Source organism: Spiroplasma endosymbiont of Villa modesta (genome assembly GCF_964030925.1).
In the GTDB taxonomy this organism is placed as follows: Bacteria; Bacillota_I; Bacilli_A; order Mycoplasmatales; family VBWQ01; genus Spiroplasma_E.
Genome location: NZ_OZ034992.1, coordinates 292,119 through 317,897, shown reverse-complemented (window position 1 = coordinate 317,897; position 25,779 = coordinate 292,119). Strand labels below are relative to the sequence as shown.

The window sequence follows — 25,779 nt, the reverse complement described above, 5'->3', positions numbered from 1 at the left end:
AAATATTTTTTATTGTAGACATATTCCGTAATTAAATTTTTTAAAAGTCAATTATAATTTTAAAATTTATTTTATAATTTTGTTATTAACAATAAATTTAGAAAAGTGTTGATAAAAATGATTTTTGAAAATTTAAAAAAATTAAAAAATGAAGAATTTTACAGATATTTTGGTATAAAACGTTTTCATTTTAATGAAATGTTAGAAAAATTAATTGAAATAGAAAAATTAGAAAAAAATAAAAGGTCGAAAAAATAAACTTTCAGTAGAAGAAAGATTAATGATGACTTTATTATACTGAAAAGAATATTATACTTTTTTTCAAATGAGTATTAAATCTAAAATGAGCCCATCAAGTTGTTTTCGAAATATTACTTGAGTAGAAAATAAACTTAGTAACCACAAAGATTACCAATTTTTAAAAGAAAGATATAAATTAAAAATTGATAAAAAACAAGAAAATTCAAATTAATTTCAATTTTATTTAATTGATTCAACTGAGATTGAAATTGAAAGACCAACTAAAAAAACTACAGTTAGAATATTTTTCTGGTAAAAGTTGAATGTATTCTATAAAATTTCAAATTGTATATGATTTTTTTAATAAAAAAATTGTTGATATTTTTGCTGATAATGGTAAAGTGCATGATTTTCAAATATTAAAAAATTCAAATCTTGAATTTTCAGAAAAAACAATAATTATTGGTGATTTAGGATATCAAGGTATACAAAATATTTATAAAAATACAATAATACCAATTAAAAGAACTAAAAATAAAAAATTAACTAAACAAGAAAGAAAATACAATAAGATTGTATCTAAAATTAGAATTAAAGTTGAACATGTCTTTGCTTGATTGAAAAGATTCAAAATTTTAGTAAATAAATGTAGAAAATCTAAATTTAGACTTATGTACTTAAGATTTAACTTACTTTGTGAAATTTTTAATAAAATAAAACCATTAAAATAAAAAAAATATTAAAAATATTTTTTTAAAATTTAAATTTTTATCGAGTTAATATAAAAATATTATTAACAATTTTTTGTTTAAAATGTAAACTCATTTTTTAAACTATTTTTTCAAAAAATATTTATTTCTATATTCAATAACACTAAATAGTTTTAAAACAATTTTATTGACAATTAATTAAATTTAATTACGGAATATGTCCAATTAATCAACAACCAATGACAAATCTTGTAAATAAATTTAACTTAAAATTAACTGAAGAAATTAAAAAAGCAAATAAAAACTTTGAAAAAACAAATATTAAAGAGTATGATGTTTTTTCAAAATTTAATAAACTATTTGAACAATTCAAAAATAAAGGAAGTCAATACCAAGATTCAAATGCTACTAAAATTGATATAAATACTCTTGGAAAAAATGGAATATTACAACCTCAATATGTTTCTGGTGCAAACTCACAAAATATTGATAACTATTTTTTTTTAGATCAATTTCATCCAACAAAATGAGTTCAAGAACAAATTGCTAATGATTTATACAAATTTTTATACAAATTTAATAATAAAAATCTATTTGAAGTAGATTATCGTCCTGTTGCACATGATTGAATAAAAGTAAAAATTAGTTATGATAACTTTTTACATATCCAAAATATCTATAATACTGAAAAACAAGAAAATTTTAAACAATTATTTTTTAAAATTATCAATAAATTTGCAAAAGAAGACGATACTGGATTGGGTGGTAGTATAAGTCAAGATGATATTTATACAACAATAAAAGTTATTATTGATCATTTTCAAGAAATAAATAATTTTTTTAAAAGACTACCAGAAGATCAAGGAATAAGGCTTGTTACAAATAGAATTGGTTCATGAGATAAAAATGATAGTATGGGTGTTTTTAGTCAATAAATAAAAATGGTATTAAAAATAAATAATTAAAAATTTTAATCAAGTTTACTCATAATAATTAACATTAAATATTTTTTATTGTATATTATTTTTTCACATATAAACTTTAATTAAGATTTATCAAAACTATATTGCTTATCTTTAATATCATAATTATGAACTTAAATAAAAATATTATTATAAATTAAAAGTAAATATTTTTAAATAAATCTTAATATAATAATAAAAAGCTATATAAATTCATAAATATAAGTTTAAAATAATAAGTCTATCAATTATATTTATCTAAAAAATATTAAAAGTAAATAAAAAGGGGGTTTTATTAATGAAAATATTATTAAAAACATACAAAACACAACAAGATACAATTTACAAAAATGAAAATGGAGAAGAAATAAAAACTAATATAGAAGATTTGTCAAAGATAGAAAGGGGCGCATTGCAAACTTGGATACGATTTAATAAAAATATAAATGAGAGATAAAACTCTCATTTTTTAATTGTTAAATAAAAAAACTTTAAAACTCTCGTAGATAGTCTAATTGTGAGTACTAAATGTAAATACTACTACATGAGTATAAAAGAGTAATTTATTTATTTTTATTGAATTGTTATTGTATGAAATTGAAATTAAATTTGTATAGAAATGCAATAACCATAAACCCTGTTCTTTAATTATTAATAAATTATTACACATAAGGGGGGTTATATATTACATACATACCTCATCAATAATATCATAACATAAATAAATTAATTATTAAATATAATTTTTTATTTACGTATATGTGCTTCACTCATCAAGAGTGAAAGCACAATATATTACGTATACGTATTAATAAAAATATATATATAAGCCTTTTATCACTGTAGGTGATAAGGCTTATACGTAAAAATACGTATTAGAAAGGAATATTATATGCCAAATATTAGTTTAGATTTAAAAACTAAAATACAAGAATCAACTAATGGTGGAATATTATTAGAAATTGGTGAATATGAAACATGATTTCCTAAACAATATACTAGTATTGACGAAAATAATAAAAAAATAGCATTAAAAATATTTGAAAATTTTGATTATAAATTAGGTAAAAATTCAATTACAGAAAATATGAAAAGTATTAAAGGTAGTGAAGTTTTAAAATATATAAAAAATATTCCAGATATTACTACAAATGAAAATGAATTAATATCTTGTGAATTTTATGAACAATATAATGGTTATTATATTTTTACAAATGATAAAAATCAAGAATGTTTTAAATATAACATTACATGAGAACAAGATATGAAAAGTTTTAAAATAAATAATCCATATAATGATAATGATTTAGCAATAAATTATATTGTTACACCAATGAAAGATATAAATACTCATAATGAAAAAATATTTTATTTAAAGTATTAAAGGAAATTAATATGTTATTAAATGTTGAAAAAATAGAATTAATAAAAAAATTATGTAATGAAAAATTACTTAAAAATAAAAAATATATTGAAATACAAGAAATATTAAAAATTATAGAAAGAGAGTAATTAATTATGTTGAATTTAAAAGAAGATAAAAGAATATATTTAAAATATGAAGAAATTGAAAAAATATTTGGTTCATGTGATATATGTAATAAAAATTCATCATTTGCAAATAGAACTTGTAATAAATGTTTTTATAAATTAATGAGTGATGATTATGAAATGTAATATACATAATGAAAAATATATATGAATTAGTGAAATAGATAATAGTTATTATTGTAATAAATGTATTGATGAAATGATTGAAGAAGATATGTATTTAACATCAAATAATTGAGATTACTTATATGAATATTATATTAATGAATTACAATTAGAAAATTTTAAAGGAGTGTAATAATATGCAAAATAAAAGTTTTCAAGAAATAAAAAATGATTGAGAAATTTTTTTTCAAGATATTAAAAATGGTAAATATGGTGAAAGAATTAAAGAATTATTTATGAATGAAGAAAGTAGTGAATAAAAATGGTAGCAGCAGCACTTAAAAAACATGAAGATAAATTATTAATTAAAAATTTAAAAATTCGTCTTACTAAAAATGACCATTATGAATTAAAAACATATTGTTATGAAAGAAATATAACTATGAATGATTTTGTAAGGGATTTAATTAAAAATGAAATAAATAGAAAGAGTGATAAATAATGAATAATTTATATAAAAAAATACTTAAATTACAATTAGAAATTGGTAGTACACCTAAAAATGGTTTTAATAAATTTGGTAATTATAAATATTGATTATTAAGTGATATTTTTAATAAATTTAAATTATTATGTAAAGAATTAAATATTGTTATTACACATGAAGATATATTAACAACTGATAGAAAAATAAATTATTTAGATAATAATAAAGAAGTAGAAATAACTTATTTTAAAAGATATACAATTATTGATTTAGATAATGATAAAGAAATAAAATATTTTGATATACTTGCTTGTGCTAAAAATACAGATATAGCAAAAGCAAAAGGTAGTGCAGAAACTTATGCTTATAGATATTTTTTAATGAATTTACTTTTATTAAGTGAAGATGAACTTGACCCAGATAATGATAATGTTAATTTAATTCAAAATAATAAACAACAAAATAATTATATTAATAATAATGTAAAAATACAAAATGAAAAATGAGAACCAAGTGAAAAACAATTAGATTATTTTGAAAAATATATGATTACAAATACAGTTTTATTTGATGAATGTATAAGAGAAGATATGGAAAGATTAAATCCAAATAATAATAAAGATTTTTTAATATTAATGGGTGAAAATTATTTAAAAACTTTATTTGATAAATTTAAAGAAATTCGTGAAAGATTTAAAAATATAAAAACTAATAATAAAAATGAGTATAGAAATTATGAATAAATGTAAAAACAAAATATTTTAAAGGAGAAAATAAAAATGATTAAAAATACACCATTAGAATATATTAATGACAGAATTAATAAACATTTAGAAAATATTAATGAACATAAGCAAAGAATATTAAGATTACAAGATGATATTAATCATTTTAATAGTTTTATTAAATCAAATGAAATAAGATTAACTGAATTAAAAATAATAAGAGAAATTTTAGAGAAAAAAGAAGAAAATAATGAATAAATGTAAATATTGTAATAAAAGAATATTTTTAAGTAAAAATTGATGTCTTAAATGTTTAGAAATATTAGTTATAAATTTAAATAAAAATAAGGAGAATAAATAATGAATAAAGAAAAATTAATTAAATATTTAATTAATAATAGAGCAAATGCTTATAATGGAAAACAATTTTTATTATCTTCAAATAGAGACCCAAATATAAAAGGTATTGATGAATTAATTAAAAGAATTAAAAACGGAGAATTTGATAATGAATAATTGTAAACATGAAGAATTTAAATTAGAAGATGTAATTGATGAAATATTATATTTTGAATGTTTAAAATGTAAAGCAATATGTAGTATATATGCAAGTGATTTAGATTTAGAAAATGAAGGTAATGCAAGTCCATGAAGAGAAGAAATAAAATGTGAAAGTTGTGGTAGATTAAATTATGAATAATTATTTACTTTCAATTGACCCAAGTATTAAAAATACTGGATTTACTTTATGAGAAAATAAAAAACCAATATTAATAGAAAGTTATAGTTTTAATAAGAAAATTGAAGTTAATTCTATTATTACAAATAATTTTAATGATTTAATTAATGATTTTATTTTTTCAATGATAACTGCTAAAAAAGATGCTTTTTTACAACAAAATGATATTGATAATGTACTTAGTAAATTAAATTTAATTATTGAACGTGGTACTTTTCATAGTAAAATGGTATTGGTTATGAAACACAAGAACATTTACGTGGTTTTATTGCTGGACAATTTAATAAATTAATAACAAAAGATATGTTAATAAGTCCAAGTGAATGAAAAAAATGATATAAAGAACAACAAGAATTACTATTACCAATATATTCAAGTTATTCAAAAATTAATAAATGAGATAAATATTTTAGTTTAATGTTTGCTAAATCATTACAAGAAAAATATAAATGAAATATAGAAATTAAAGACCATGACCAAGCAGATAGTTTATTAATTGGTTGATATTATTTAAATAAGGAGAATAAATAATGTTTATGAATTTTAAATTAAAAAAAATAACAAAAATTAATAAATTATTAGATGAAAGAGCTTCTTTTTTACATATGTATTTACTTTATAGTAATGAACAAATTAAAAAAGATATAACTATTATTTATTTAAATAATTACTTAAATAAATTAAATAAGGAAGTAAAATAATGCAAAAACAAAAGCAAGAAAAAGTATTACTTAAATGTATTGTTAAAGATTGTAATAGTAAAGTATTAGTTACTTTAAATTCTATAAATATAGAAGATAGTGCTGTTCAATTTTTTAATATGTGTTATTTTCATAAAAAACAATTTAAAAATAAAGTAAAAGAAATAAAAAATGAATATGAAAAGAAAAAATAAAAATTATATTCCTAAAAGTGAATATGGTTGTTGATATTGTGATTGAAAATTAAGATTAAAAGTATATAAAAATAAAAAACAAAAATTAAAAGAAAAGGAGTAAATAATGGTTTGATGAGAATGAATTTTATTTATAGTAAATACTATAAATAGTTGCATTATAGGTAATATTTTAGGTGAATTAACTATTAGATGATGATATAAAAAAAGAAAAAATAAGGAGTAAATATGAATTTATGAGACTTTTTAAAATATAGTGATAAATATAATAATTTTAGAATTTATACAAAAAATAAAGAAATAACATTTTCACATAATGGTAATTATGGTGCTATTGAAGATGATAATAGATTATTTGATTTAGAGTTAGCAGATTGAAAAGTATTATCATATAAGTTAGACGCAGATAGTTTAGAAATTGAAGTATTTATTGCACCAGATAATCAAGAAATGAAATGTTATAATCATTTTCCAGAAACAGAAAAAGAAAGATTAACTTATAATAAGGAGTAAATAATGATAATGATAAATTGTACAATAGATGAATTTTTAAATAAATGAAAAAAAGAAAAACATTATGATGTAAGTGTTGGTCATTTTTCAGGTGAAGGAGATTTTACTTTAAATTTTAAAGATTTGCATATTGACAAAAATAATATTGAAGAATTAGAAGAATTATTAAACGATTATAATATTAATAGAAAAATTTGAGAAAAAATAGAAAAATGTAAACAATGTCATCATCATAATTCTCAAATAGAAATTAATGATGATGATGAATAAAATAATTAAATAATCTATATTTAATATAGAAAATATGATATAATATATACACATATAAAAGTAAATAGGTGGTTTTAATGACAAAAAGAAAACAATTTAAATATAATGAAAAAATAATACAAAATGCAGTTAAAAATGCTTATGAAGATGAAAAATTAATGGGACGGTAACAAAAACGGAGGATATAATTACTTTTTAAACATTTCTTTAAAATTATAGACAAGAAATAATTGTAATTATATGCAATTGTAAATACATCTTACTACTAAATTAAATGAATTACAATTAAAATACAAATATTAAAAAAATCATTAATAAAATTTAATATTTATATAAAACAAAAATTCTTATTAACTTTTAATTTAATAAGTTTTTAAAATTTTAATAAAAAAAATTAATTAAGTTATGTTTTTAAATTTATTTGATTACATTTAAAAATAACCATTTTAATATAAATATTTATGTTATAAGTTCTATTGCCAAGCATTTCTTTTAAAATATGTCAAATATTACCTTCTGTAAAACAACCAATATTTCACTTTGCACCTTGATTTTTAATACCTTCTTTATTATTTTTAAAATATTGTTTTTTTAATTTTTTATGGTTTTTTAATATTTCATTCATATATTTTATTAACTCATCATATTGACCATTTTCAATAAAATTTCTACAAATCTTATATTCATCTCAATATTTTCCTTTATTTCCAGCGATTATTCCAACATATAATTTTTTAACTAAATGGAATTTATCTAAAACAAAACTTGTACCTAAATAATCAGCAACTTCTTTAATTCATCCTGCACTATCTCCACAAATAATAATTTTTGCTTGGTCAAAATTTTCAAAAAATCTATTTCCTTGTTCTTTGATAAATTCAGCAGTTTTTTTAACACCAATTGCCGTTTTTGTTGGTCTTATTATTACATCTGCTCTTTTATTAACTAATTTATGATTAACATTATCTGTACAAAATAATACTAAACGCATTGAATATTTACCAGAATTGCGTTTAAATTTTCAAAATTTTCGATGTCCATCATCAATACTAATATAAATAAATTGATTTGGTTCTAATTTTATTTTAGGAACATCTAATTTATTAACTTGATATTCTTGAAATAATCTAATAATACTTGTTGTACTAAATTTTGTTTGCTTCATAGTATGTAAAATATCAACATATCTTTTTCCATCAGCAAAATGTTCAATAACATTATTTTTGATATCCTGACAAGTTCTTTTATATTTAGGTAATTCTAATTCTTCATCTAATAAACAAACTCTTACTCATTTTTTTAATTGTTCATCATAATATTTATAATCACGACATTTATAAGTAACAAGACCATTGATAGTATTTCTAGTTCTTTCTTTAATTTTAACTGGAATATATTTTCTATCTCTTTCTTTTAATATTCTTCAATCTGTTTTTTCTCATTGATTTTTTATATCATCTCTAAATGATTGATACATTCTTTTTGTTGCTTCTTTTAAAGTTCATAAATAATTAAAACTCATATTTTTTCTCCTAACTATTTTAAAAAAATCTAAATTTATTGTAAATATAGGACATATTCCGTAATTAAATTTAATTAATTGTCAATAAAATTGTTTTAAAACTATTTAGTGTTATTGAATATAGAAATAAATATTTTTTGAAAAAATAGTTTAAAAAATGAGTTTACATTTTAAACAAAAAATTGTTAATAATATTTTTATATTAACTCGATAAAAATTTAAATTTTAAAAAAATATTTTTAATATTTTTTTTATTTTAATGGTTTTATTTTATTAAAAATTTCACAAAGTAAGTTAAATCTTAAGTACATAAGTCTAAATTTAGATTTTCTACATTTATTTACTAAAATTTTGAATCTTTTCAATCAAGCAAAGACATGTTCAACTTTAATTCTAATTTTAGATACAATCTTATTGTATTTTCTTTCTTGTTTAGTTAATTTTTTATTTTTAGTTCTTTTAATTGGTATTATTGTATTTTTATAAATATTTTGTATACCTTGATATCCTAAATCACCAATAATTATTGTTTTTTCTGAAAATTCAAGATTTGAATTTTTTAATATTTGAAAATCATGCACTTTACCATTATCAGCAAAAATATCAACAATTTTTTTATTAAAAAAATCATATACAATTTGAAATTTTATAGAATACATTCAACTTTTACCAGAAAAATATTCTAACTGTAGTTTTTTTTAGTTGGTCTTTCAATTTCAATCTCAGTTGAATCAATTAAATAAAATTGAAATTCATTTGAATTTTCTTGTTTTTTATCAATTTTTAATTTATATCTTTCTTTTAAAAATTGGTAATCTTTGTGGTTACTAAGTTTATTTTCTACTCAAGTAATATTTCGAAAACAACTTGATGGGCTCATTTTAGATTTAATACTCATTTGAAAAAAAGTATAATATTCTTTTCAGTATAATAAAGTCATCATTAATCTTTCTTCTACTGAAAGTTTATTTTTTCGACCTTTATTTTTTTCTAATTTTTCTATTTCAATTAATTTTTCTAACATTTCATTAAAATGAAAACGTTTTATACCAAAATATCTGTAAAATTCTTCATTTTTTAATTTTTTTAAATTTTCAAAAATCATTTTTATCAACACTTTTCTAAATTTATTGTTAATAACAAAATTATAAAATAAATTTTAAAATTATAATTGACTTTTAAAAAATTTAATTACGGAATATGTCTATATTTAAAAAATTAATTTACTTAATTATTATATAAATATATAAGTGTAATTTTAAATAAAATAAAAAATATTTAAAAAACCACTTTCATATTTAAAATATAATAAACAATTTCAATATAATTAATAGTATAGGTATCATAAAATAAACGCCTTTAATTTAGGCGTTATTTTGCATTTAAAAGCATACTTGTAAAAATAATCAAAAATAGTACAATTTAAAAGTAAAATTAAGAAATAAGGAGAATTTATGAGTAAAAAAAGAAGCAAAGTTCGAAAAAAAGTAAAAAATAAGCAAAAACAATTTAAAATGATGAATGATAATTTTGATGAAGATGTAATTTGTCAAAGAAAAGGATGCAATATTGTATCAGATAATATTGTTCAATTAAGAGTTGACGAAAAAAAAGTAACCAATGTTTTTTTATGTAAAGAACATGCAGATGAACTTGAATATGAGTTAGCACCTGAATGGTTAGAAGAAATTAGAAAAGAATTAAAAAATGATGATGAAATTGATAATGTAGAATTGTTAGTAAATTATTTATAATAAAGGAGTAAAAAAAATATGAAAACATGAATAAAAACAAATTTAAGTAAAATAACATTAGCATTAGCACTAACTGGTGCTACAACTGGAACAATAGGATTAATCATGGGGGGGATGCTTACCCATAATGTAGGTACTAATGTTAAGCATTATTTAACACGAAATGGAGAAATGGTATATGGAACAACTACTATTTGAGTTAATACATATACAAGTGAAAATATTTTTCAATTATATTTTTCTAAAAAACCGAAACATGAAGATGATATAAAATGAGATGGTAACTATCCTGATTGATATTTTGATAATTAAATTTCTACATTTATATAAGAAATATTCTCATTATATTTATCAAATAAATTAATATTTTGTAAGTTTATTTCTTGTTTATCAGTTATTAAAATTAATTCATAATTACCAGCACCAAATATACCACTAATTTCAATCCGATTTAAGTTATTAATCGGATTTTCAATTTGTAATTCAAATTCATCATTATTATCAATTTGTGAAATTTCTTTATAAAATTCTAATTTAGAAAATAATTGAGCTTTATTTGAACCGTATAAATTTAAAGCATTTTCAATTTTATTGTTACTAATAATTGCTTTTGTAAAATACTTTCCATACTCACCATTACCTAATGTTCAATCAGCAGGAATTAATGACGGAATATTATTACTTTCTAATTCATTTGTAATAGATAATCAATTAAACTGGTTATCATCAAGTTTAAATAATTCATTTTGACTAATATCATTGTTTTTCAATTTAATGTTATTAATATCAGTAAAATCAAAATATGGAGATTTTAATATTACCTTTACATCTTTAAATTGTCAAATATCTATTTTACTAGGTTTAATTGGACTTGATTTTAATTCAAAATAATAAGGCAATAATATTTTATTATCATCATTTAATCCTTTATTAATTTATAATGATGAATAAATATATTTTGATAACATAATAAATACTTGTTTAAATATTTGTATTTGTGGTAAGTTTATATAATTTGGATATTCAAACTCTCATTGTTTAAATAAGTTAGTAATTATTTCATCGGGTTTTTGCCCTGAAAATGTATCACGTAATTCTGCCATTTTATTTGTTGGCTTACCTTTATCATCATATTCTGCACCTTTAAAATTTCTATTATAGTTATATGTATAACTTAGCATATCTAATAATAATTGTTGTAAACTATCATTAGTTGGTGCGTCTTTAATTTCTATTTCAATATCATCAAATTTATTATTAGTTGCAACATATTGATAAAATTGACTTTCACCTACAAAATCTCAAACTTCTTTATCTTTTAATTCTTTTTGACTTTTTAGTGGTCATTTGCCACCTAAAACATTACTAAATTCATATCCTAATCAAGCATGTGTAACTCTTGCATTTTTAATAACTTCTCTTCTTGTTATATTACCACTACTAATTTTAATTAAATCTAAAACTGATTTTTCTTGTCCAATAAATTGTTTTGCTAAATTTCAAGGTAATATTTGTTCACTAAATCATTGTTGTAATATTCTAACTTTTGGTTGAGTTTCAATAGGCATTGATAATAGCGGAAATGCTATCTTATCCTTGATAAATAACTTTGGGTATACTTCCATATTATCAACTTCACCAAGTACCTTTATATTGCCAAAAATCATGCTTCTAGGAGCTTTAATTTTTAAACCAATAACTTTTGTATTTTTATCTAATGGTTTTTGTAATTTAATAATGATTGGATAACCATCTCTTGTTTTAAAATCTTTAATTTTAATTATAGTAATACTTTTAGTACTTCTTATTTTTGGATTTTGATAAGGTTGTGAATAATTATTAATAATATATAAATTATCAATATTATTTTCAGTTAATGGTTCATTAATAGATACAGCATATAACTTAAATTGATTTAATAAATTTATTTCTTGAAAAATTAAATTCTTAATATCAGTCATACTATATTCAATTGTATTATCATTAATATTTGTACTTGCTCTTTGATTTAATTGCATAGTAAAGTCAGATGTTTCAACAGCAATAGTTTTTAATATCTTATCAATATCAATAAAACCTATTTTAATAGTATTTGCTGAAAATCTTAAACTATTATTTTCATTATTTTTAAATAAACGTTCAATTTCATAAATATATATAGTTCTTTTTTTAAATTCATCGTATGCTCTATTAATATCTGGATCACTAGTAGCACTCATCATATTAGTAAAATCATAAGGAATATTATCAATTAAATAATCATTTTCTACTTCTGCTTGATTAAGTTTAGTTTGTTTCTGTGGAAACTTCGTTTGTGGTTTGTTGTTGTTTTCCATTGTTCTCTCCTATTAATTGGTTATTTTCGGGATTAAATAATTTTAATTTAACAGTTAAATTATTAATTTCTTGTTCATCATTAATATTAAATGTTTTACTATTTAATAAATCTTTATCTATGCTTACTAAGATTTGAATAAATTTAAGAATATCAATATTAAATTGTCATAACTTTTGTTCAATATAATTAATAGTTGAAATATTTACAGCTGTACTTTCAGGTACTGATTGTTGTGCAGATTTCTTTTGACTTGGTATATGAATACCACAACGTTTAAAATATTTCATTAACATTTCAATCGTATATATCAGTTAAATTTTTACCTTTAAAATTACTATTTGTCATATTGATATTTTCATTTTGTTCATTATTATCTCCACCACTTTTAAATATGTAATTTTTAGTAACTAATGTTCTTACTGCTTCTTCTAATGTTGATTGAACATTACCATAAGTTTGACTAAATATAAATTTAGGTGAATTTAAAATGGTATCTAAAACAATTTGTTCATAAATAACATCTAATGCTTTAATTTTATCCATTACTTTATTACAATCTGCTAGTTCATTTGCTTTATTTCTCATAATTGCTATTGGTATATAGTTAATATTTAGTGTTTGTTCTTGTTCTAAATTAGCGTTATTAATATATGATTTAAAATCTAATGGAAATTGTTTTTTATTATCACTAATACTATAAATTGCACGATTAATAGTTACTTGTTCATTATTTAATGTATAAATTTCAAATAATCTTACCATTTGTGCATTTTGTTCATAATTATCATAAAAAATAGTACATTGAATTAATTTACCAGTAATATCATAAACTCTTTGTTGTATATCAACTACTTGAAAATATAAATCATCATTAGCAATATAAATTAAATAACCGCTAATTCCTAATTTACTTAACTTAAAAATTGAATTTCAATTTTTTCTATAAAATTCTTCTTGAATTAAATATTTTTTAATAGTTTCATTATTAATTTCTAATGGAGCATTATATAAATTAGCATTATTTTCTGCTACAAAATCAGTGAAATAAGTTTCATGGTTAAAGTCATTAAAACCAAAATAATTTAAAATAGAAGCATGAGTACTTTTATTTTTATTAGTTAAAAATTTTACTTTTTCATTTTGATTATCACTAATATTACTTTTATCTTTTCTAAAAAATCTACCTAACATAATATTCACCACCTTTCTTAAAATATTTGATTAATTTTTAATACAATTTTTACTATAATAAATATAATTAAACCAGCAACTGCAGAAGATAATAAAACTCCAATTAAACCTAAAATAATTTTTATAATTTTAAAAAACATAATATTATTCCTGTAATTCTTCTAATTTATATAAAGCAGATGTGTTATATATATCACTTGCAGTAATACCAACAATTTTTCTTGATTTGGTATCATTAGGAACGTGTTGATAAGTAATTACCCCAGTTATACCATAATTAAATTTAATAGTTCCAAAAAGATAACATATTGTGGGTGAAAAAGGTAATTGATAAGGTAATGGTTGCGGTCTAAATAAAATTTCTAATTTTGGTGCATAACTATAATAAGGTTCTTTATTGCCGGTGTTATTATAAGTTAACTTATATAATTTATTAGGAATTAGTTCATAACCAATTTGTTTTTTATCACTTGTTAATATTCCTACTTCCTTTCAATTTGAACCACTTGGACTTGGTGTTGGAGTATTTGGTAATTCAATATTAATCTCATTATTTTTTAATTCATTTATTTTTAAAGTATGACTTGTAATTTTTATAGGTTGAATAATATCTACTTTAACTGTATTTTGTAATTCTTCTAATGAAAAAATATTTGCATATTTTTCATTTCCACCTTCTAAAATTAATTGTCATTTATTAATATCTAATAATTGTAAATATAAAATACCTTCTTCATTATTAATTAAACCTTTTGTAAGAAATATTTTACTTCCATGTATTCCACCTAAATAATTACCTGTTTTAAATTCTACTGTTATTCTTGTATTTACTTGATGAAATGGTGGAGATTCCCATGTAATAATTACTCTATAAAGAGTATTAAAAGCAAGATTAAAATCACCATATTTACGATTATTTATACTTTTACCTATTACTTTTCAATTTTCTTTAACTTGTTTTTTATTTATTTCATTAATAGCACCAACAATATTTTTATTATTAGTTTCTAATCTTCCATAAGTATTATTAAGCAATAATGAGATAGCAAGAGAACTATTTGAACTATCATTTATTCATAATTGGTCTCTATCATCTTTATATGTAAAATATCCTTTCATAAAAACAGATTTTTTATAATAATTAGTTAAATCTGGTATTTTATTATCAACATATTCTTTGTTAGTTGCATCAGTTTCAAAAGTAGGTGTTCCAACATCAATAATTCTTTTATTATTAGCACTAATACCTTTATCATCTTTTGAATTAATAAAATTAGGATTATCTTTATTAACTTCTCATAATGATTCACCACCACTACTAGTAGTACTAATAACATTATTTTCAATTTTAATATTTTCACCAGCAATTAATTTATCTTGTTTTTTATTTAATAAGTCATTAGTTTCTTGCTTTGTATAATAATCATTATCAATACTATCTTCTGCTATAAATTCAATTGGTGTACCAGTTCCTTGATATTGATATATATTATGAATTATTGGTGTATATTTTTTTGTGCTATTAGTAGCAATAAACTTTATTAAATCAACATCATATAATAATGTTACTTTATCAATATTAACATCAATATTTTCAATTATTATTTGCTTTTGTTCTATTTGATCATTAGTAATTCTGATATTAGATTTAGTTAATTTATTATTACTTATAATAAGTTGTTTACTATCGATAAAATAATATGTTCAATCAATGATATATCATGTATCTGTTTTAATATTTTCATTTTTAACTTTCTTTCATAAAGGACTAGTTTCAATATTAAATCAATTATTTTTAACATCATTAATATTTTCATTTGCTTTAATTAATTCATTATTTAATTTGGTAATTTCATTTTCATTTGTAGTAATTCGTTTTTGTTGTTTAGCAGAAAAATCACAAGTTGGTGCATGTGTATAATCACCAATTTGTGGATTATTTTGTAATGCTTCGGGTGGTAATGTTCCAATTTCATCAGGTCAATCTAAAATCATTGTTTCAGTTTCTTTATCATAATCAGTTGCTACATAACCTTTATTAACAAATTTACTAACAGGACCTCTATATATTTCATTGGGACGGTAACAAAAACGGAGGATATAATTACTTTTTAAACATTTCTTTAAAATTATAGACAAGAAATAATTGTAATTATATGCAATTGTAAATACATCTTACTACTAAATTAAATGAATTACAATTAAAATACAAATATTAAAAAAATCATTAATAAAATTTAATATTTATATAAAACAAAAATTCTTATTAACTTTTAATTTAATAAGTTTTTAAAATTTTAATAAAAAAAATTAATTAAGTTATGTTTTTAAATTTATTTGATTACATTTAAAAATAACCATTTTAATATAAATATTTATGTTATAAGTTCTATTGCCAAGCATTTCTTTTAAAATATGTCAAATATTACCTTCTGTAAAACAACCAATATTTCACTTTGCACCTTGATTTTTAATACCTTGTTTATTATTTTTAAAATATTGTTTTTTTAATTTTTTATGGTTTTTTAATATTTCATTCATATATTTTATTAACTCATCATATTGACCATTTTCAATAAAATTTCTACAAATCTTATATTCATCTCAATATTTTCCTTTATTTCCAGCGATTATTCCAACATATAATTTTTTAACTAAATGGAATTTATCTAAAACAAAACTTGCACCTAAATAATCAGCAACTTCTTTAATTCATCCTGCACTATCTCCACAAATAATAATTTTTGCTTGGTCAAAATTTTCAAAAAATCTATTTCCTTGTTCTTTGATAAATTCAGCAGTTTTTTTAACACCAATTGCCGTTTTTGTTGGTCTTATTATTACATCTGCTCTTTTATTAACTAATTTATGATTAACATTATCTGTACAAAATAATACTAAACGCATTGAATATTTACCAGAATTGCGTTTAAATTTTCAAAATTTTCGATGTCCATCATCAATACTAATATAAATAAATTGATTTGGTTCTAATTTTATTTTAGGAACATCTAATTTATTAACTTGATATTCTTGAAATAATCTACTAATACTTGTTGTACTAAATTTTGTTTGCTTCATAGTATGTAAAATATCAACATATCTTTTTCCATCAGCAAAATGTTCAATAACATTATTTTTGATATCCTGACAAGTTCTTTTATATTTAGGTAATTCTAATTCTTCATCTAATAAACAAACTCTTACTCATTTTTTTAATTGTTCATCATAATATTTATAATCACGACATTTATAAGTAACAAGACCATTGATAGTATTTCTAGTTCTTTCTTTAATTTTAACTGGAATATATTTTCTATCTCTTTCTTTTAATATTCTTCAATCTGTTTTTTCTCATTGATTTTTTATATCATCTCTAAATGATTGATACATTCTTTTTGTTGCTTCTTTTAAAGTTCATAAATAATTAAAACTCATATTTTTTCTCCTAACTATTTTAAAAAAATCTAAATTTATTGTAAATATATTTAAAAAATTAATTTACTTAATTATTATATAAATATATAAGTGTAATTTTAAATAAAATAAAAAATATTTAAAAAACCACTTTCATATTTAAAATATAATAAACAATTTCAATATAATTAATAGTATAGGTATCATAAAATAAACTCCTTTAATTTAGGCGTTATTTTGCATTTAAAAGCATACTTGTAAAAATAATCAAAAATAGTACAATTAAAACGTAAAATCAAGGAAAAAAGGAGTAATTTAATGAATACAGAATATTTAAAAATTATTAAAGTTGAGTTTATGCATGGTGTAGAAGAACCTTGATGCAATAACCAAGGAGTTGCTATTTTACCTTATGTTATTAAAAACAATGAATATTATTATTTACTAGTTAAAGAAAATAATCCATTATTTAAAGATAAAGAAATTAGTGAATATGGTACTATCACTGGAGGTCTTGAAAATCTTGACCCTTATCAAACAGTAATTAATGAAATGTTAGAAGAAACTGGAATTGATGTTAAAAATGATAAATCAAAAATTTATTATTTAGGTAAACATTATGCAAATAAATCAAGTACAAAAATATTCTATTTTTTTTCTATAGATTTAACAATGTTGAATTTGGATTTAACAAAAACATACAAAGGTAATGGTGATGGAACAGAAGCAGAAAAAGACATCATTGCAAAATTTATAAGTTATGAAAAAATTTGCAAATCTAATGATTCTTTATGTTTAGCAATTTTAGGTAAATGAACTTCTAGAAAAAAAACAATAAAAGAAAAAGCAAAACAACTATTTAATTTTAAAAATGACATATTATCTCATAAATTTTTAACTGGAATTCATATTAATGAAATTGACGAAGAAAACCCAGAATTAATAAAGGATTTTTTACCTATAGAAAATCGACAAGAATTTTTGAAACTTGAAGAAGATTTAGACAATAGTATATTTGATAAACTGCAAAGATTAAGTGATGAAATGTTAATTTCACATTCATCAAATTTACATGAAGATTTGAAATTACAAGCTCATAAATTTTACCATAAAAATAAAAATATTTTTCAAGAATCTGAAGAAATAAATAAATTAGGTGATGAATATTATTCAGTTCCAGAAATTTATGAAATAAATTCAACTGCACCTCATTTATAAAAAAGGAGTAATTTATTATGAAAACATGAATAAAAACAAATTTAAGTAAAATAACATTAGCATTAGCACTAACTGGTGCTACAACCGGAACAATAGGTTTAATCATGGGGGGGGTGCTTACCCATAATCTTAGTGGACTTAAATATTTTTTAGCATCAAATAAGGAACCTATAATGGGAGTTCAAAAAATATGAATGTCTGATATTCATAATATATCAGTTGATATTAAAAGTGAATTTAAAATTTATTTTGCTGATACTCCTAAAAAAACCAAATTTTATAATGATGGAGATTCTGTTGAAAGAATAGATATACCATGAGTTAAAGATTATTATCCTGATGGATATTTTTGATAATTAAATTTCTATATTTATATAAGAAATATTCTCATTATATTTATCAAATAAATTAATATTAGTTAAATTTATTTCTTGTTTATCGGTTATTAAAATTAAATCATAATTACCAGAACCAAAAATACCACTAATTTCAATCCGATTTAAGTTATTAATCGGATTTTCAATTTGTAATTCGAATTCAATATCATTATCAATTTGTGAAATTTCTTTATAAAATTCTAATTTTGAAAATAATTGAGATTTATTTGAACCATATAAATTTAAAGCATTTTCAATTTTGTTTTTTTCAATAATTACTCTTGTAAAATATTTTCCATATTCACCGTTAGCTAATGTTCAATCAGCAGGAATTAATGACGGAATATTATTACTTTCTAATTCATTGGTAATTGATAATCAATTAAATTGATTGTCATCTAACTTGAATAATTCATTTTGACTAATATCATTATTTTTTAATTTAATGTTATTAATATCAGTAAAATCAAAATATGGAGATTTTAATATTACCTTTACATCTTTAAATTGCCAAATATCATTTTTATTAGGTTTTATTGGACTTGATTTTAATTCAAAATAGTAAGGTAATAAAATCTTATTATCATCATTTAATCCTTTATTTATTGATAAAGATGAATAAATATATTTTGACAACATAATAAATAATTGTTTAAATATTTTAACTTGTAATAAATCAATATAATTTGGATAATCTAATTCTCATTGCTTAAATAAATTAGTAATAACTTCATCAGGTTTTTGTCCCGAAAATGTATCACGTAATTCTGCTATTTTATTTGTTGGTTTACCCGTATGTTCATCATAAGTTGCTCCTTCAAAATTTCTATTATAGTTATATGTATAACTTAACATATTTAATAATAGTTGTTGTAAACTATCATTAGTTGGTGCATCTTTTATTTCTAATTCAACATCTAAAAATTTATCATTTGTAGCAATACTTGTATATTCTTTTCCAATTGGACCACTCTGAATTTTTCATACTTCTTTATCTTTAAGTTCTTTCTTTTCTTTTAATGGTCATTCTCCAAAAGAATAGGAACTTAAAAAATATCCTAATCAAGCATGTGTAACTCTTGCGTTTTTAATTATTTCTTTTCTTGTTTCTTTACCCCCACCAATAGCAATTAAATCTAAAACTGATTTTTCTTGTCCTATAAATTGTTTTGCTAAATTTCAAGGTAATATTTGTTCACTAAATCATTGTTGTAATATTCTAACTTTTGGTTGAGTTTCAATAGGCATTGATAATAGTGGAAATGCTATCTTATCTTTAACAAATAACTTTGGGTATACTTCCATATTATCAACTTCACCAAGTACCTTTATATTGCCAAAAATCATGCTTCTAGGAGCTTTAATTTTTAAACCAATTACTTTTGTATCTTTGTCTAATGGTTTTTGTAATTTAATAATAATGGGATAACCATCTCTTGTTTTAAAATCTTTAATTTTAATTATAGTAATACTTTTAGTACTTCTTATTTTTGGATTTTGATAAGGTTGTGAATAATTATTAATAATATATAAATTATCAATATTATTTTCAGTTAATGGTTCATTAATAGATACAGCATATAACTTAAATTGATTTAATAAATTTATTTCTTGAAAAATTAAATTCTTAATATCAGTCATACTATATTCAATTGTATTATCATTAATATTTGTACTTGCTCTTTGATTTAATTGCATAGTAAAGTCAGATGTTTCAACAGCAATAGTTTTTAATATCTTATCAATATCAATAAAACCTATTTTAATAGTATTTGCTGAAAATCTTAAACTATTATTTTCATTATTTTTAAATAAACGTTCAATTTCATAAATATATATAGTTCTTTTTTTAAATTCATCGTATGCTCTATTAATATCTGGATCACTAGTAGCACTCATCATATTAGTAAAATCATAAGGAATATTATCAATTAAATAATCATTTTCTAATTCTGCTTGATTAAGTTTAGTTTGTTTCTGTGGAAACTTCGTTTGTGGTTTGTTGTTGTTTTCCATTGTTCTCTCCTATTAATTGGTTATTTTCGGGATTAAATAATTTTAATTTAACAGTTAAATTATTAATTTCTTGTTCATCATTAATATTAAATGTTTTACTATTTAATAAATCTTTATCTATGCTTACTAAGATTTGAATAAATTTAAGAATATCAATATTAAATTGTCATAACTTTTGTTCAATATAATTAATAGTTGAAATATTTACAGCTGTACTTTCAGGTACTGATTGTTGTGCAGATTTCTTTTGACTTGGTATATGAATACCACAACGTTTAAATATTTCATTAACATTTCAATCGTATATATCAGTTAAATTTTTACCTTTAAAATTACTATTTGTCATATTGATATTTTCATTTTGTTCATTATTATCTCCACCACTTTTAAATATGTAATTTTTAGTAACTAATGTTCTTACTGCTTCTTCTAATGTTGATTGAACATTACCATAAGTTTGACTAAATATAAATTTAGGTGAATTTAAAATGGTATCTAAAACAATTTGTTCATAAATAACATCTAATGCTTTAATTTTATCCATTACTTTATTACAATCTGCTAGTTCATTTGCTTTATTTCTCATAATTGCTATTGGTATATAGTTAATATTTAGTGTTTGTTCTTGTTCTAAATTAGCGTTATTAATATATGATTTAAAATCTAATGGAAATTGTTTTTTATTATCACTAATACTATAAATTGCACGATTAATAGTTACTTGTTCATTATTTAATGTATAAATTTCAAATAATCTTACCATTTGTGCATTTTGTTCATAATTATCATAAAAAATAGTACATTGAATTAATTTACCAGTAATATCATAAACTCTTTGTTGTATATCAACTACTTGAAAATATAAATCATCATTAGCAATATAAATTAAATAACCGCTAATTCCTAATTTACTTAACTTAAAAATTGAATTTCAATTTTTTCTATAAAATTCTTCTTGAATTAAATATTTTTTAATAGTTTCATTATTAATTTCTAATGGAGCATTATATAAATTAGCATTATTTTCTGCTACAAAATCAGTGAAATAAGTTTCATGGTTAAAGTCATTAAAACCAAAATAATTTAAAATAGAAGCATGAGTACTTTTATTTTTATTAGTTAAAAATTTTACTTTTTCATTTTGATTATCACTAATATTACTTTTATCTTTTCTAAAAAATCTACCTAACATAATATTCACCACCTTTCTTAAAATATTTGATTAATTTTTAATACAATTTTTACTATAATAAATATAATTAAACCAGCAACTGCAGAAGATAATAAAACTCCAATTAAACCTAAAATAATTTTTATAATTTTAAAAAACATAATATTATTCCTGTAATTCTTCTAATTTATATAAAGCAGATGTGTTATATATATCACTTGCAGTAATACCAACAATTTTTCTTGATTTGGTATCATTAGGAACGTGTTGATAAGTAATTACCCCAGTTATACCATAATTAAATTTAATAGTTCCAAAAAGATAACATATTGTGGGTGAAAAAGGTAATTGATAAGGTAATGGTTGCGGTCTAAATAAAATTTCTAATTTTGGTGCATAACTATAATAAGGTTCTTTATTGCCGGTGTTATTATAAGTTAACTTATATAATTTATTAGGAATTAGTTCATAACCAATTTGTTTTTTATCACTTGTTAATATTCCTACTTCCTTTCAATTTGAACCACTTGGACTTGGTGTTGGAGTATTTGGTAATTCAATATTAATCTCATTATTTTTTAATTCATTTATTTTTAAAGTATGACTTGTAATTTTTATAGGTTGAATAATATCTACTTTAACTGTATTTTGTAATTCTTCTAATGAAAAAATATTTGCATATTTTTCATTTCCACCTTCTAAAATTAATTGTCATTTATTAATATCTAATAATTGTAAATATAAAATACCTTCTTCATTATTAATTAAACCTTTTGTAAGAAATATTTTACTTCCATGTATTCCACCTAAATAATTACCTGTTTTAAATTCTACTGTTATTCTTGTATTTACTTGATGAAATGGTGGAGATTCCCATGTAATAATTACTCTATAAAGAGTATTAAAAGCAAGATTAAAATCACCATATTTACGATTATTTATACTTTTACCTATTACTTTTCAATTTTCTTTAACTTGTTTTTTATTTATTTCATTAATAGCACCAACAATATTTTTATTATTAGTTTCTAATCTTCCATAAGTATTATTAAGCAATAATGAGATAGCAAGAGAACTATTTGAACTATCATTTATTCATAATTGGTCTCTATCATCTTTATATGTAAAATATCCTTTCATAAAAACAGATTTTTTATAATAATTAGTTAAATCTGGTATTTTATTATCAACATATTCTTTGTTAGTTGCATCAGTTTCAAAAGTAGGTGTTCCAACATCAATAATTCTTTTATTATTAGCACTAATACCTTTATCATCTTTTGAATTAATAAAATTAGGATTATCTTTATTAACTTCTCATAATGATTCACCACCACTACTAGTAGTACTAATAACATTATTTTCAATTTTAATATTTTCACCAGCAATTAATTTATCTTGTTTTTTATTTAATAAGTCATTAGTTTCTTGCTTTGTATAATAATCATTATCAATACTATCTTCTGCTATAAATTCAATTGGTGTACCAGTTCCTTGATATTGATATATATTATGAATTATTGGTGTATATTTTTTTGTGCTATTAGTAGCAATAAACTTTATTAAATCAACATCATATAATAATGTTACTTTATCAATATTAACATCAATATTTTCAATTATTATTTGCTTTTGTTCTATTTGATCATTAGTAATTCTGATATTAGATTTAGTTAATTTATTATTACTTATAATAAGTTGTTTACTATCGATAAAATAATATGTTCAATCAATGATATATCATGTATCTGTTTTAATATTTTCATTTTTAACTTTCTTTCATAAAGGACTAGTTTCAATATTAAATCAATTATTTTTAACATCATTAATATTTTCATTTGCTTTAATTAATTCATTATTTAATTTGGTAATTTCATTTTCATTTGTAGTAATTCGTTTTTGTTGTTTAGCAGAAAAATCACAAGTTGGTGCATGTGTATAATCACCAATTTGTGGATTATTTTGTAATGCTTCGGGTGGTAATGTTCCAATTTCATCAGGTCAATCTAAAATCATTGTTTCAGTTTCTTTATCATAATCAGTTGCTACATAACCTTTATTAACAAATTTACTAACAGGACCTCTATATATTTCATTGGGACGGTAACAAAAACGGAGGATATAATTACTTTTTAAACATTTCTTTAAAATTATAGACAAGAAATAATTGTAATTATATGCAATTGTAAATACATCTTACTACTAAATTAAATGAATTACAATTAAAATACAAATATTAAAAAAATCATTAATAAAATTTAATATTTATATAAAACAAAAATTCTTATTAACTTTTAATTTAATAAGTTTTTAAAATTTTAATAAAAAAAATTAATTAAGTTATGTTTTTAAATTTATTTGATTACATTTAAAAATAACCATTTTAATATAAATATTTATGTTATAAGTTCTATTGCCAAGCATTTCTTTTAAAATATGTCAAATATTACCTTCTGTAAAACAACCAATATTTCACTTTGCACCTTGATTTTTAATACCTTGTTTATTATTTTTAAAATATTGTTTTTTTAATTTTTTATGGTTTTTTAATATTTCATTCATATATTTTATTAACTCATCATATTGACCATTTTCAATAAAATTTCTACAAATCTTATATTCATCTCAATATTTTCCTTTATTTCCAGCGATTATTCCAACATATAATTTTTTAACTAAATGGAATTTATCTAAAACAAAACTTGCACCTAAATAATCAGCAACTTCTTTAATTCATCCTGCACTATCTCCACAAATAATAATTTTTGCTTGGTCAAAATTTTCAAAAAATCTATTTCCTTGTTCTTTGATAAATTCAGCAGTTTTTTTAACACCAATTGCCGTTTTTGTTGGTCTTATTATTACATCTGCTCTTTTATTAACTAATTTATGATTAACATTATCTGTACAAAATAATACTAAACGCATTGAATATTTACCAGAATTGCGTTTAAATTTTCAAAATTTTCGATGTCCATCATCAATACTAATATAAATAAATTGATTTGGTTCTAATTTTATTTTAGGAACATCTAATTTATTAACTTGATATTCTTGAAATAATCTACTAATACTTGTTGTACTAAATTTTGTTTGCTTCATAGTATGTAAAATATCAACATATCTTTTTCCATCAGCAAAATGTTCAATAACATTATTTTTGATATCCTGACAAGTTCTTTTATATTTAGGTAATTCTAATTCTTCATCTAATAAACAAACTCTTACTCATTTTTTTAATTGTTCATCATAATATTTATAATCACGACATTTATAAGTAACAAGACCATTGATAGTATTTCTAGTTCTTTCTTTAATTTTAACTGGAATATATTTTCTATCTCTTTCTTTTAATATTCTTCAATCTGTTTTTTCTCATTGATTTTTTATATCATCTCTAAATGATTGATACATTCTTTTTGTTGCTTCTTTTAAAGTTCATAAATAATTAAAACTCATATTTTTTCTCCTAACTATTTTAAAAAAATCTAAATTTATTGTAAATATATTTAAAAAATTAATTTACTTAATTATTATATAAATATATAAGTGTAATTTTAAATAAAATAAAAAATATT

General features: G+C 20.3%; 40 protein-coding genes. 25 read left to right on the top strand and 15 right to left on the bottom strand.

The annotated features are described in order from the left end of the window. Positions 1-117 precede the first annotated feature (117 nt). From AAHM89_RS02065 to AAHM89_RS01965, 21 genes are all read left to right on the top strand, one after another. On the top strand, positions 118-258 hold the full coding sequence (locus AAHM89_RS02065) for a hypothetical protein (RefSeq protein WP_342266386.1): 141 nt from the start codon (positions 118-120) through the stop codon (positions 256-258). Between the two features lie 22 nt (positions 259-280). After that, on the top strand, positions 281-472 hold the full coding sequence (locus tag AAHM89_RS02060) for a hypothetical protein (RefSeq protein ID WP_342266689.1): 192 nt from the start codon (positions 281-283) through the stop codon (positions 470-472). A 91-nt stretch (positions 473-563) separates the two neighbouring features. Continuing rightward, positions 564-971, top strand: a complete 408-nt coding sequence (locus tag AAHM89_RS02055) for a transposase family protein (RefSeq protein ID WP_339045908.1) — start codon at positions 564-566, stop codon at positions 969-971. A 218-nt stretch (positions 972-1,189) separates the two neighbouring features. Further along, complete coding sequence (locus tag AAHM89_RS02050; protein ID WP_342266805.1) at positions 1,190-1,885, top strand: hypothetical protein; 696 nt, start codon at positions 1,190-1,192, stop codon at positions 1,883-1,885. 325 nt (positions 1,886-2,210) lie between these two features. After that, positions 2,211-2,369, top strand: a complete 159-nt coding sequence (locus AAHM89_RS02045; protein WP_342266804.1) for a hypothetical protein — start codon at positions 2,211-2,213, stop codon at positions 2,367-2,369. A gap of 435 nt (positions 2,370-2,804) precedes the next feature. Then, the gene (locus AAHM89_RS02040) at positions 2,805-3,296 is read left to right on the top strand and encodes a hypothetical protein (RefSeq protein ID WP_342265952.1); all 492 of its coding nucleotides are present in this window, start codon (positions 2,805-2,807) and stop codon (positions 3,294-3,296) included. A gap of 134 nt (positions 3,297-3,430) precedes the next feature. Continuing rightward, entirely contained in the window at positions 3,431-3,589 is a 159-nt protein-coding gene (locus tag AAHM89_RS02035) for a hypothetical protein (protein ID WP_342266803.1), read from the top strand. After that, a complete protein-coding gene (locus AAHM89_RS02030) occupies positions 3,579-3,761 on the top strand; it encodes a hypothetical protein (RefSeq protein ID WP_342254238.1) in 183 nt (60 codons plus the stop codon). Before AAHM89_RS02035 ends, AAHM89_RS02030 begins: the two co-directional genes overlap by 11 nt. 4 nt (positions 3,762-3,765) lie before the next feature. Beyond that, a complete protein-coding gene (locus AAHM89_RS02025; protein WP_342266462.1) occupies positions 3,766-3,888 on the top strand; it encodes a hypothetical protein in 123 nt (40 codons plus the stop codon). A 2-nt stretch (positions 3,889-3,890) separates the two neighbouring features. Beyond that, positions 3,891-4,070, top strand: coding sequence for a hypothetical protein (locus AAHM89_RS02020; protein ID WP_342266802.1), 180 nt, complete (start codon positions 3,891-3,893; stop codon positions 4,068-4,070). Then, positions 4,070-4,798, top strand: a complete 729-nt coding sequence (locus AAHM89_RS02015; protein ID WP_342266801.1) for an ERF family protein — start codon at positions 4,070-4,072, stop codon at positions 4,796-4,798. Before AAHM89_RS02020 ends, AAHM89_RS02015 begins: the two co-directional genes overlap by 1 nt. 36 nt (positions 4,799-4,834) lie before the next feature. Then, a complete protein-coding gene (locus tag AAHM89_RS02010; protein ID WP_342266800.1) occupies positions 4,835-5,038 on the top strand; it encodes a hypothetical protein in 204 nt (67 codons plus the stop codon). Between the two features lie 102 nt (positions 5,039-5,140). Then, complete coding sequence (locus AAHM89_RS02005) at positions 5,141-5,296, top strand: hypothetical protein (protein WP_342266799.1); 156 nt, start codon at positions 5,141-5,143, stop codon at positions 5,294-5,296. Further along, positions 5,289-5,480: a hypothetical protein gene (locus AAHM89_RS02000; RefSeq protein ID WP_342266798.1), complete on the top strand. Its 192-nt coding sequence runs from the start codon at positions 5,289-5,291 to the stop codon at positions 5,478-5,480. The genes AAHM89_RS02005 and AAHM89_RS02000 overlap by 8 nt, the downstream gene beginning before the upstream one ends. Beyond that, the gene (locus tag AAHM89_RS01995; RefSeq protein WP_342266797.1) at positions 5,473-5,811 is read left to right on the top strand and encodes a hypothetical protein; all 339 of its coding nucleotides are present in this window, start codon (positions 5,473-5,475) and stop codon (positions 5,809-5,811) included. Before AAHM89_RS02000 ends, AAHM89_RS01995 begins: the two co-directional genes overlap by 8 nt. Before the next feature lie 11 nt (positions 5,812-5,822). Continuing rightward, positions 5,823-6,050: a hypothetical protein gene (locus AAHM89_RS01990; RefSeq protein WP_342266796.1), complete on the top strand. Its 228-nt coding sequence runs from the start codon at positions 5,823-5,825 to the stop codon at positions 6,048-6,050. Continuing rightward, positions 6,050-6,220 (top strand): hypothetical protein, encoded by a 171-nt coding sequence (locus tag AAHM89_RS01985; protein ID WP_342266795.1) that lies wholly within the window; start codon positions 6,050-6,052, stop codon positions 6,218-6,220. The genes AAHM89_RS01990 and AAHM89_RS01985 overlap by 1 nt, the downstream gene beginning before the upstream one ends. Then, on the top strand, positions 6,220-6,414 hold the full coding sequence (locus AAHM89_RS01980) for a hypothetical protein (RefSeq protein ID WP_342266794.1): 195 nt from the start codon (positions 6,220-6,222) through the stop codon (positions 6,412-6,414). The genes AAHM89_RS01985 and AAHM89_RS01980 overlap by 1 nt, the downstream gene beginning before the upstream one ends. After that, entirely contained in the window at positions 6,392-6,517 is a 126-nt protein-coding gene (locus AAHM89_RS01975; RefSeq protein WP_342266793.1) for a hypothetical protein, read from the top strand. The genes AAHM89_RS01980 and AAHM89_RS01975 overlap by 23 nt, the downstream gene beginning before the upstream one ends. Before the next feature lie 125 nt (positions 6,518-6,642). Beyond that, positions 6,643-6,927 (top strand): hypothetical protein, encoded by a 285-nt coding sequence (locus AAHM89_RS01970; protein WP_342266792.1) that lies wholly within the window; start codon positions 6,643-6,645, stop codon positions 6,925-6,927. Positions 6,928-6,930: 3 nt separating this feature from the next. After that, the gene (locus tag AAHM89_RS01965; protein ID WP_342266791.1) at positions 6,931-7,197 is read left to right on the top strand and encodes a hypothetical protein; all 267 of its coding nucleotides are present in this window, start codon (positions 6,931-6,933) and stop codon (positions 7,195-7,197) included. A gap of 403 nt (positions 7,198-7,600) precedes the next feature. Here AAHM89_RS01965 and AAHM89_RS01960 read toward each other — a convergent pair whose 3' ends face one another. The 3 genes from AAHM89_RS01960 to AAHM89_RS01950 all read right to left on the bottom strand — a co-directional run bounded on the left by AAHM89_RS01960 (position 7,601) and on the right by AAHM89_RS01950 (position 9,824). Continuing rightward, entirely contained in the window at positions 7,601-8,719 is a 1,119-nt protein-coding gene (locus AAHM89_RS01960) for an Mbov_0401 family ICE element transposase-like protein (protein WP_342266790.1), read from the bottom strand. Between the two features lie 251 nt (positions 8,720-8,970). Next, positions 8,971-9,378: a transposase family protein gene (locus AAHM89_RS01955; protein WP_339045908.1), complete on the bottom strand. Its 408-nt coding sequence runs from the start codon at positions 9,376-9,378 to the stop codon at positions 8,971-8,973. Positions 9,379-9,401: 23 nt separating this feature from the next. Then, positions 9,402-9,824, bottom strand: a complete 423-nt coding sequence (locus AAHM89_RS01950; protein ID WP_339045912.1) for a transposase family protein — start codon at positions 9,822-9,824, stop codon at positions 9,402-9,404. A gap of 349 nt (positions 9,825-10,173) precedes the next feature. Here AAHM89_RS01950 and AAHM89_RS01945 point away from each other — a divergent pair, with 349 nt between their 5' ends. Further along, complete coding sequence (locus tag AAHM89_RS01945) at positions 10,174-10,473, top strand: hypothetical protein (protein WP_342218296.1); 300 nt, start codon at positions 10,174-10,176, stop codon at positions 10,471-10,473. A gap of 18 nt (positions 10,474-10,491) precedes the next feature. Then, on the top strand, positions 10,492-10,785 hold the full coding sequence (locus tag AAHM89_RS01940) for a hypothetical protein (protein ID WP_342266789.1): 294 nt from the start codon (positions 10,492-10,494) through the stop codon (positions 10,783-10,785). Here the strand turns inward: AAHM89_RS01940 and AAHM89_RS01935 are convergent. The 7 genes from AAHM89_RS01935 to AAHM89_RS01905 all read right to left on the bottom strand — a co-directional run bounded on the left by AAHM89_RS01935 (position 10,782) and on the right by AAHM89_RS01905 (position 17,440). Beyond that, a complete protein-coding gene (locus tag AAHM89_RS01935) occupies positions 10,782-11,372 on the bottom strand; it encodes a hypothetical protein (protein WP_342266788.1) in 591 nt (196 codons plus the stop codon). The two genes, AAHM89_RS01940 and AAHM89_RS01935, sit on opposite strands and share 4 nt — an antisense overlap. Before the next feature lie 36 nt (positions 11,373-11,408). Further along, positions 11,409-12,809, bottom strand: coding sequence for a hypothetical protein (locus tag AAHM89_RS01930; protein ID WP_342266787.1), 1,401 nt, complete (start codon positions 12,807-12,809; stop codon positions 11,409-11,411). Continuing rightward, positions 12,760-13,098: a hypothetical protein gene (locus AAHM89_RS01925; protein WP_342266786.1), complete on the bottom strand. Its 339-nt coding sequence runs from the start codon at positions 13,096-13,098 to the stop codon at positions 12,760-12,762. The genes AAHM89_RS01930 and AAHM89_RS01925 overlap by 50 nt, the downstream gene beginning before the upstream one ends. Continuing rightward, positions 13,085-14,002 (bottom strand): hypothetical protein, encoded by a 918-nt coding sequence (locus AAHM89_RS01920; protein ID WP_342266785.1) that lies wholly within the window; start codon positions 14,000-14,002, stop codon positions 13,085-13,087. The genes AAHM89_RS01925 and AAHM89_RS01920 overlap by 14 nt, the downstream gene beginning before the upstream one ends. 17 nt (positions 14,003-14,019) lie before the next feature. Then, complete coding sequence (locus AAHM89_RS01915) at positions 14,020-14,142, bottom strand: hypothetical protein (RefSeq protein WP_255495889.1); 123 nt, start codon at positions 14,140-14,142, stop codon at positions 14,020-14,022. A 4-nt stretch (positions 14,143-14,146) separates the two neighbouring features. Beyond that, positions 14,147-16,141 carry a hypothetical protein gene (locus AAHM89_RS01910; RefSeq protein WP_342266783.1) on the bottom strand — a complete coding sequence of 665 codons (1,995 nt, stop codon included), beginning with the start codon at positions 16,139-16,141 and terminating at the stop codon, positions 14,147-14,149. 180 nt (positions 16,142-16,321) lie between these two features. Continuing rightward, a complete protein-coding gene (locus AAHM89_RS01905; protein ID WP_342266782.1) occupies positions 16,322-17,440 on the bottom strand; it encodes an Mbov_0401 family ICE element transposase-like protein in 1,119 nt (372 codons plus the stop codon). A 297-nt stretch (positions 17,441-17,737) separates the two neighbouring features. Between AAHM89_RS01905 and AAHM89_RS01900 the strand changes: the two genes are divergently transcribed. Continuing rightward, positions 17,738-18,637 (top strand): NUDIX hydrolase, encoded by a 900-nt coding sequence (locus AAHM89_RS01900; RefSeq protein ID WP_342266781.1) that lies wholly within the window; start codon positions 17,738-17,740, stop codon positions 18,635-18,637. A 17-nt stretch (positions 18,638-18,654) separates the two neighbouring features. Continuing rightward, the gene (locus tag AAHM89_RS01895) at positions 18,655-18,993 is read left to right on the top strand and encodes a hypothetical protein (RefSeq protein ID WP_342266784.1); all 339 of its coding nucleotides are present in this window, start codon (positions 18,655-18,657) and stop codon (positions 18,991-18,993) included. On the opposite strand, the gene AAHM89_RS01890 is transcribed toward AAHM89_RS01895, so the two are convergent. The 5 genes from AAHM89_RS01890 to AAHM89_RS01870 all read right to left on the bottom strand — a co-directional run bounded on the left by AAHM89_RS01890 (position 18,994) and on the right by AAHM89_RS01870 (position 25,660). Further along, positions 18,994-21,030: a hypothetical protein gene (locus AAHM89_RS01890; protein WP_342266779.1), complete on the bottom strand. Its 2,037-nt coding sequence runs from the start codon at positions 21,028-21,030 to the stop codon at positions 18,994-18,996. After that, entirely contained in the window at positions 20,981-22,222 is a 1,242-nt protein-coding gene (locus tag AAHM89_RS01885; RefSeq protein WP_342266488.1) for a hypothetical protein, read from the bottom strand. Before AAHM89_RS01885 ends, AAHM89_RS01890 begins: the two co-directional genes overlap by 50 nt. Positions 22,223-22,239: 17 nt before the next feature. Continuing rightward, positions 22,240-22,362: a hypothetical protein gene (locus AAHM89_RS01880; RefSeq protein ID WP_255495889.1), complete on the bottom strand. Its 123-nt coding sequence runs from the start codon at positions 22,360-22,362 to the stop codon at positions 22,240-22,242. Positions 22,363-22,366: 4 nt separating this feature from the next. Further along, positions 22,367-24,361 carry a hypothetical protein gene (locus AAHM89_RS01875; protein ID WP_342266783.1) on the bottom strand — a complete coding sequence of 665 codons (1,995 nt, stop codon included), beginning with the start codon at positions 24,359-24,361 and terminating at the stop codon, positions 22,367-22,369. A gap of 180 nt (positions 24,362-24,541) precedes the next feature. Beyond that, positions 24,542-25,660 (bottom strand): Mbov_0401 family ICE element transposase-like protein, encoded by a 1,119-nt coding sequence (locus AAHM89_RS01870; protein WP_342266782.1) that lies wholly within the window; start codon positions 25,658-25,660, stop codon positions 24,542-24,544. Positions 25,661-25,779: the final 119 nt, after the last annotated feature.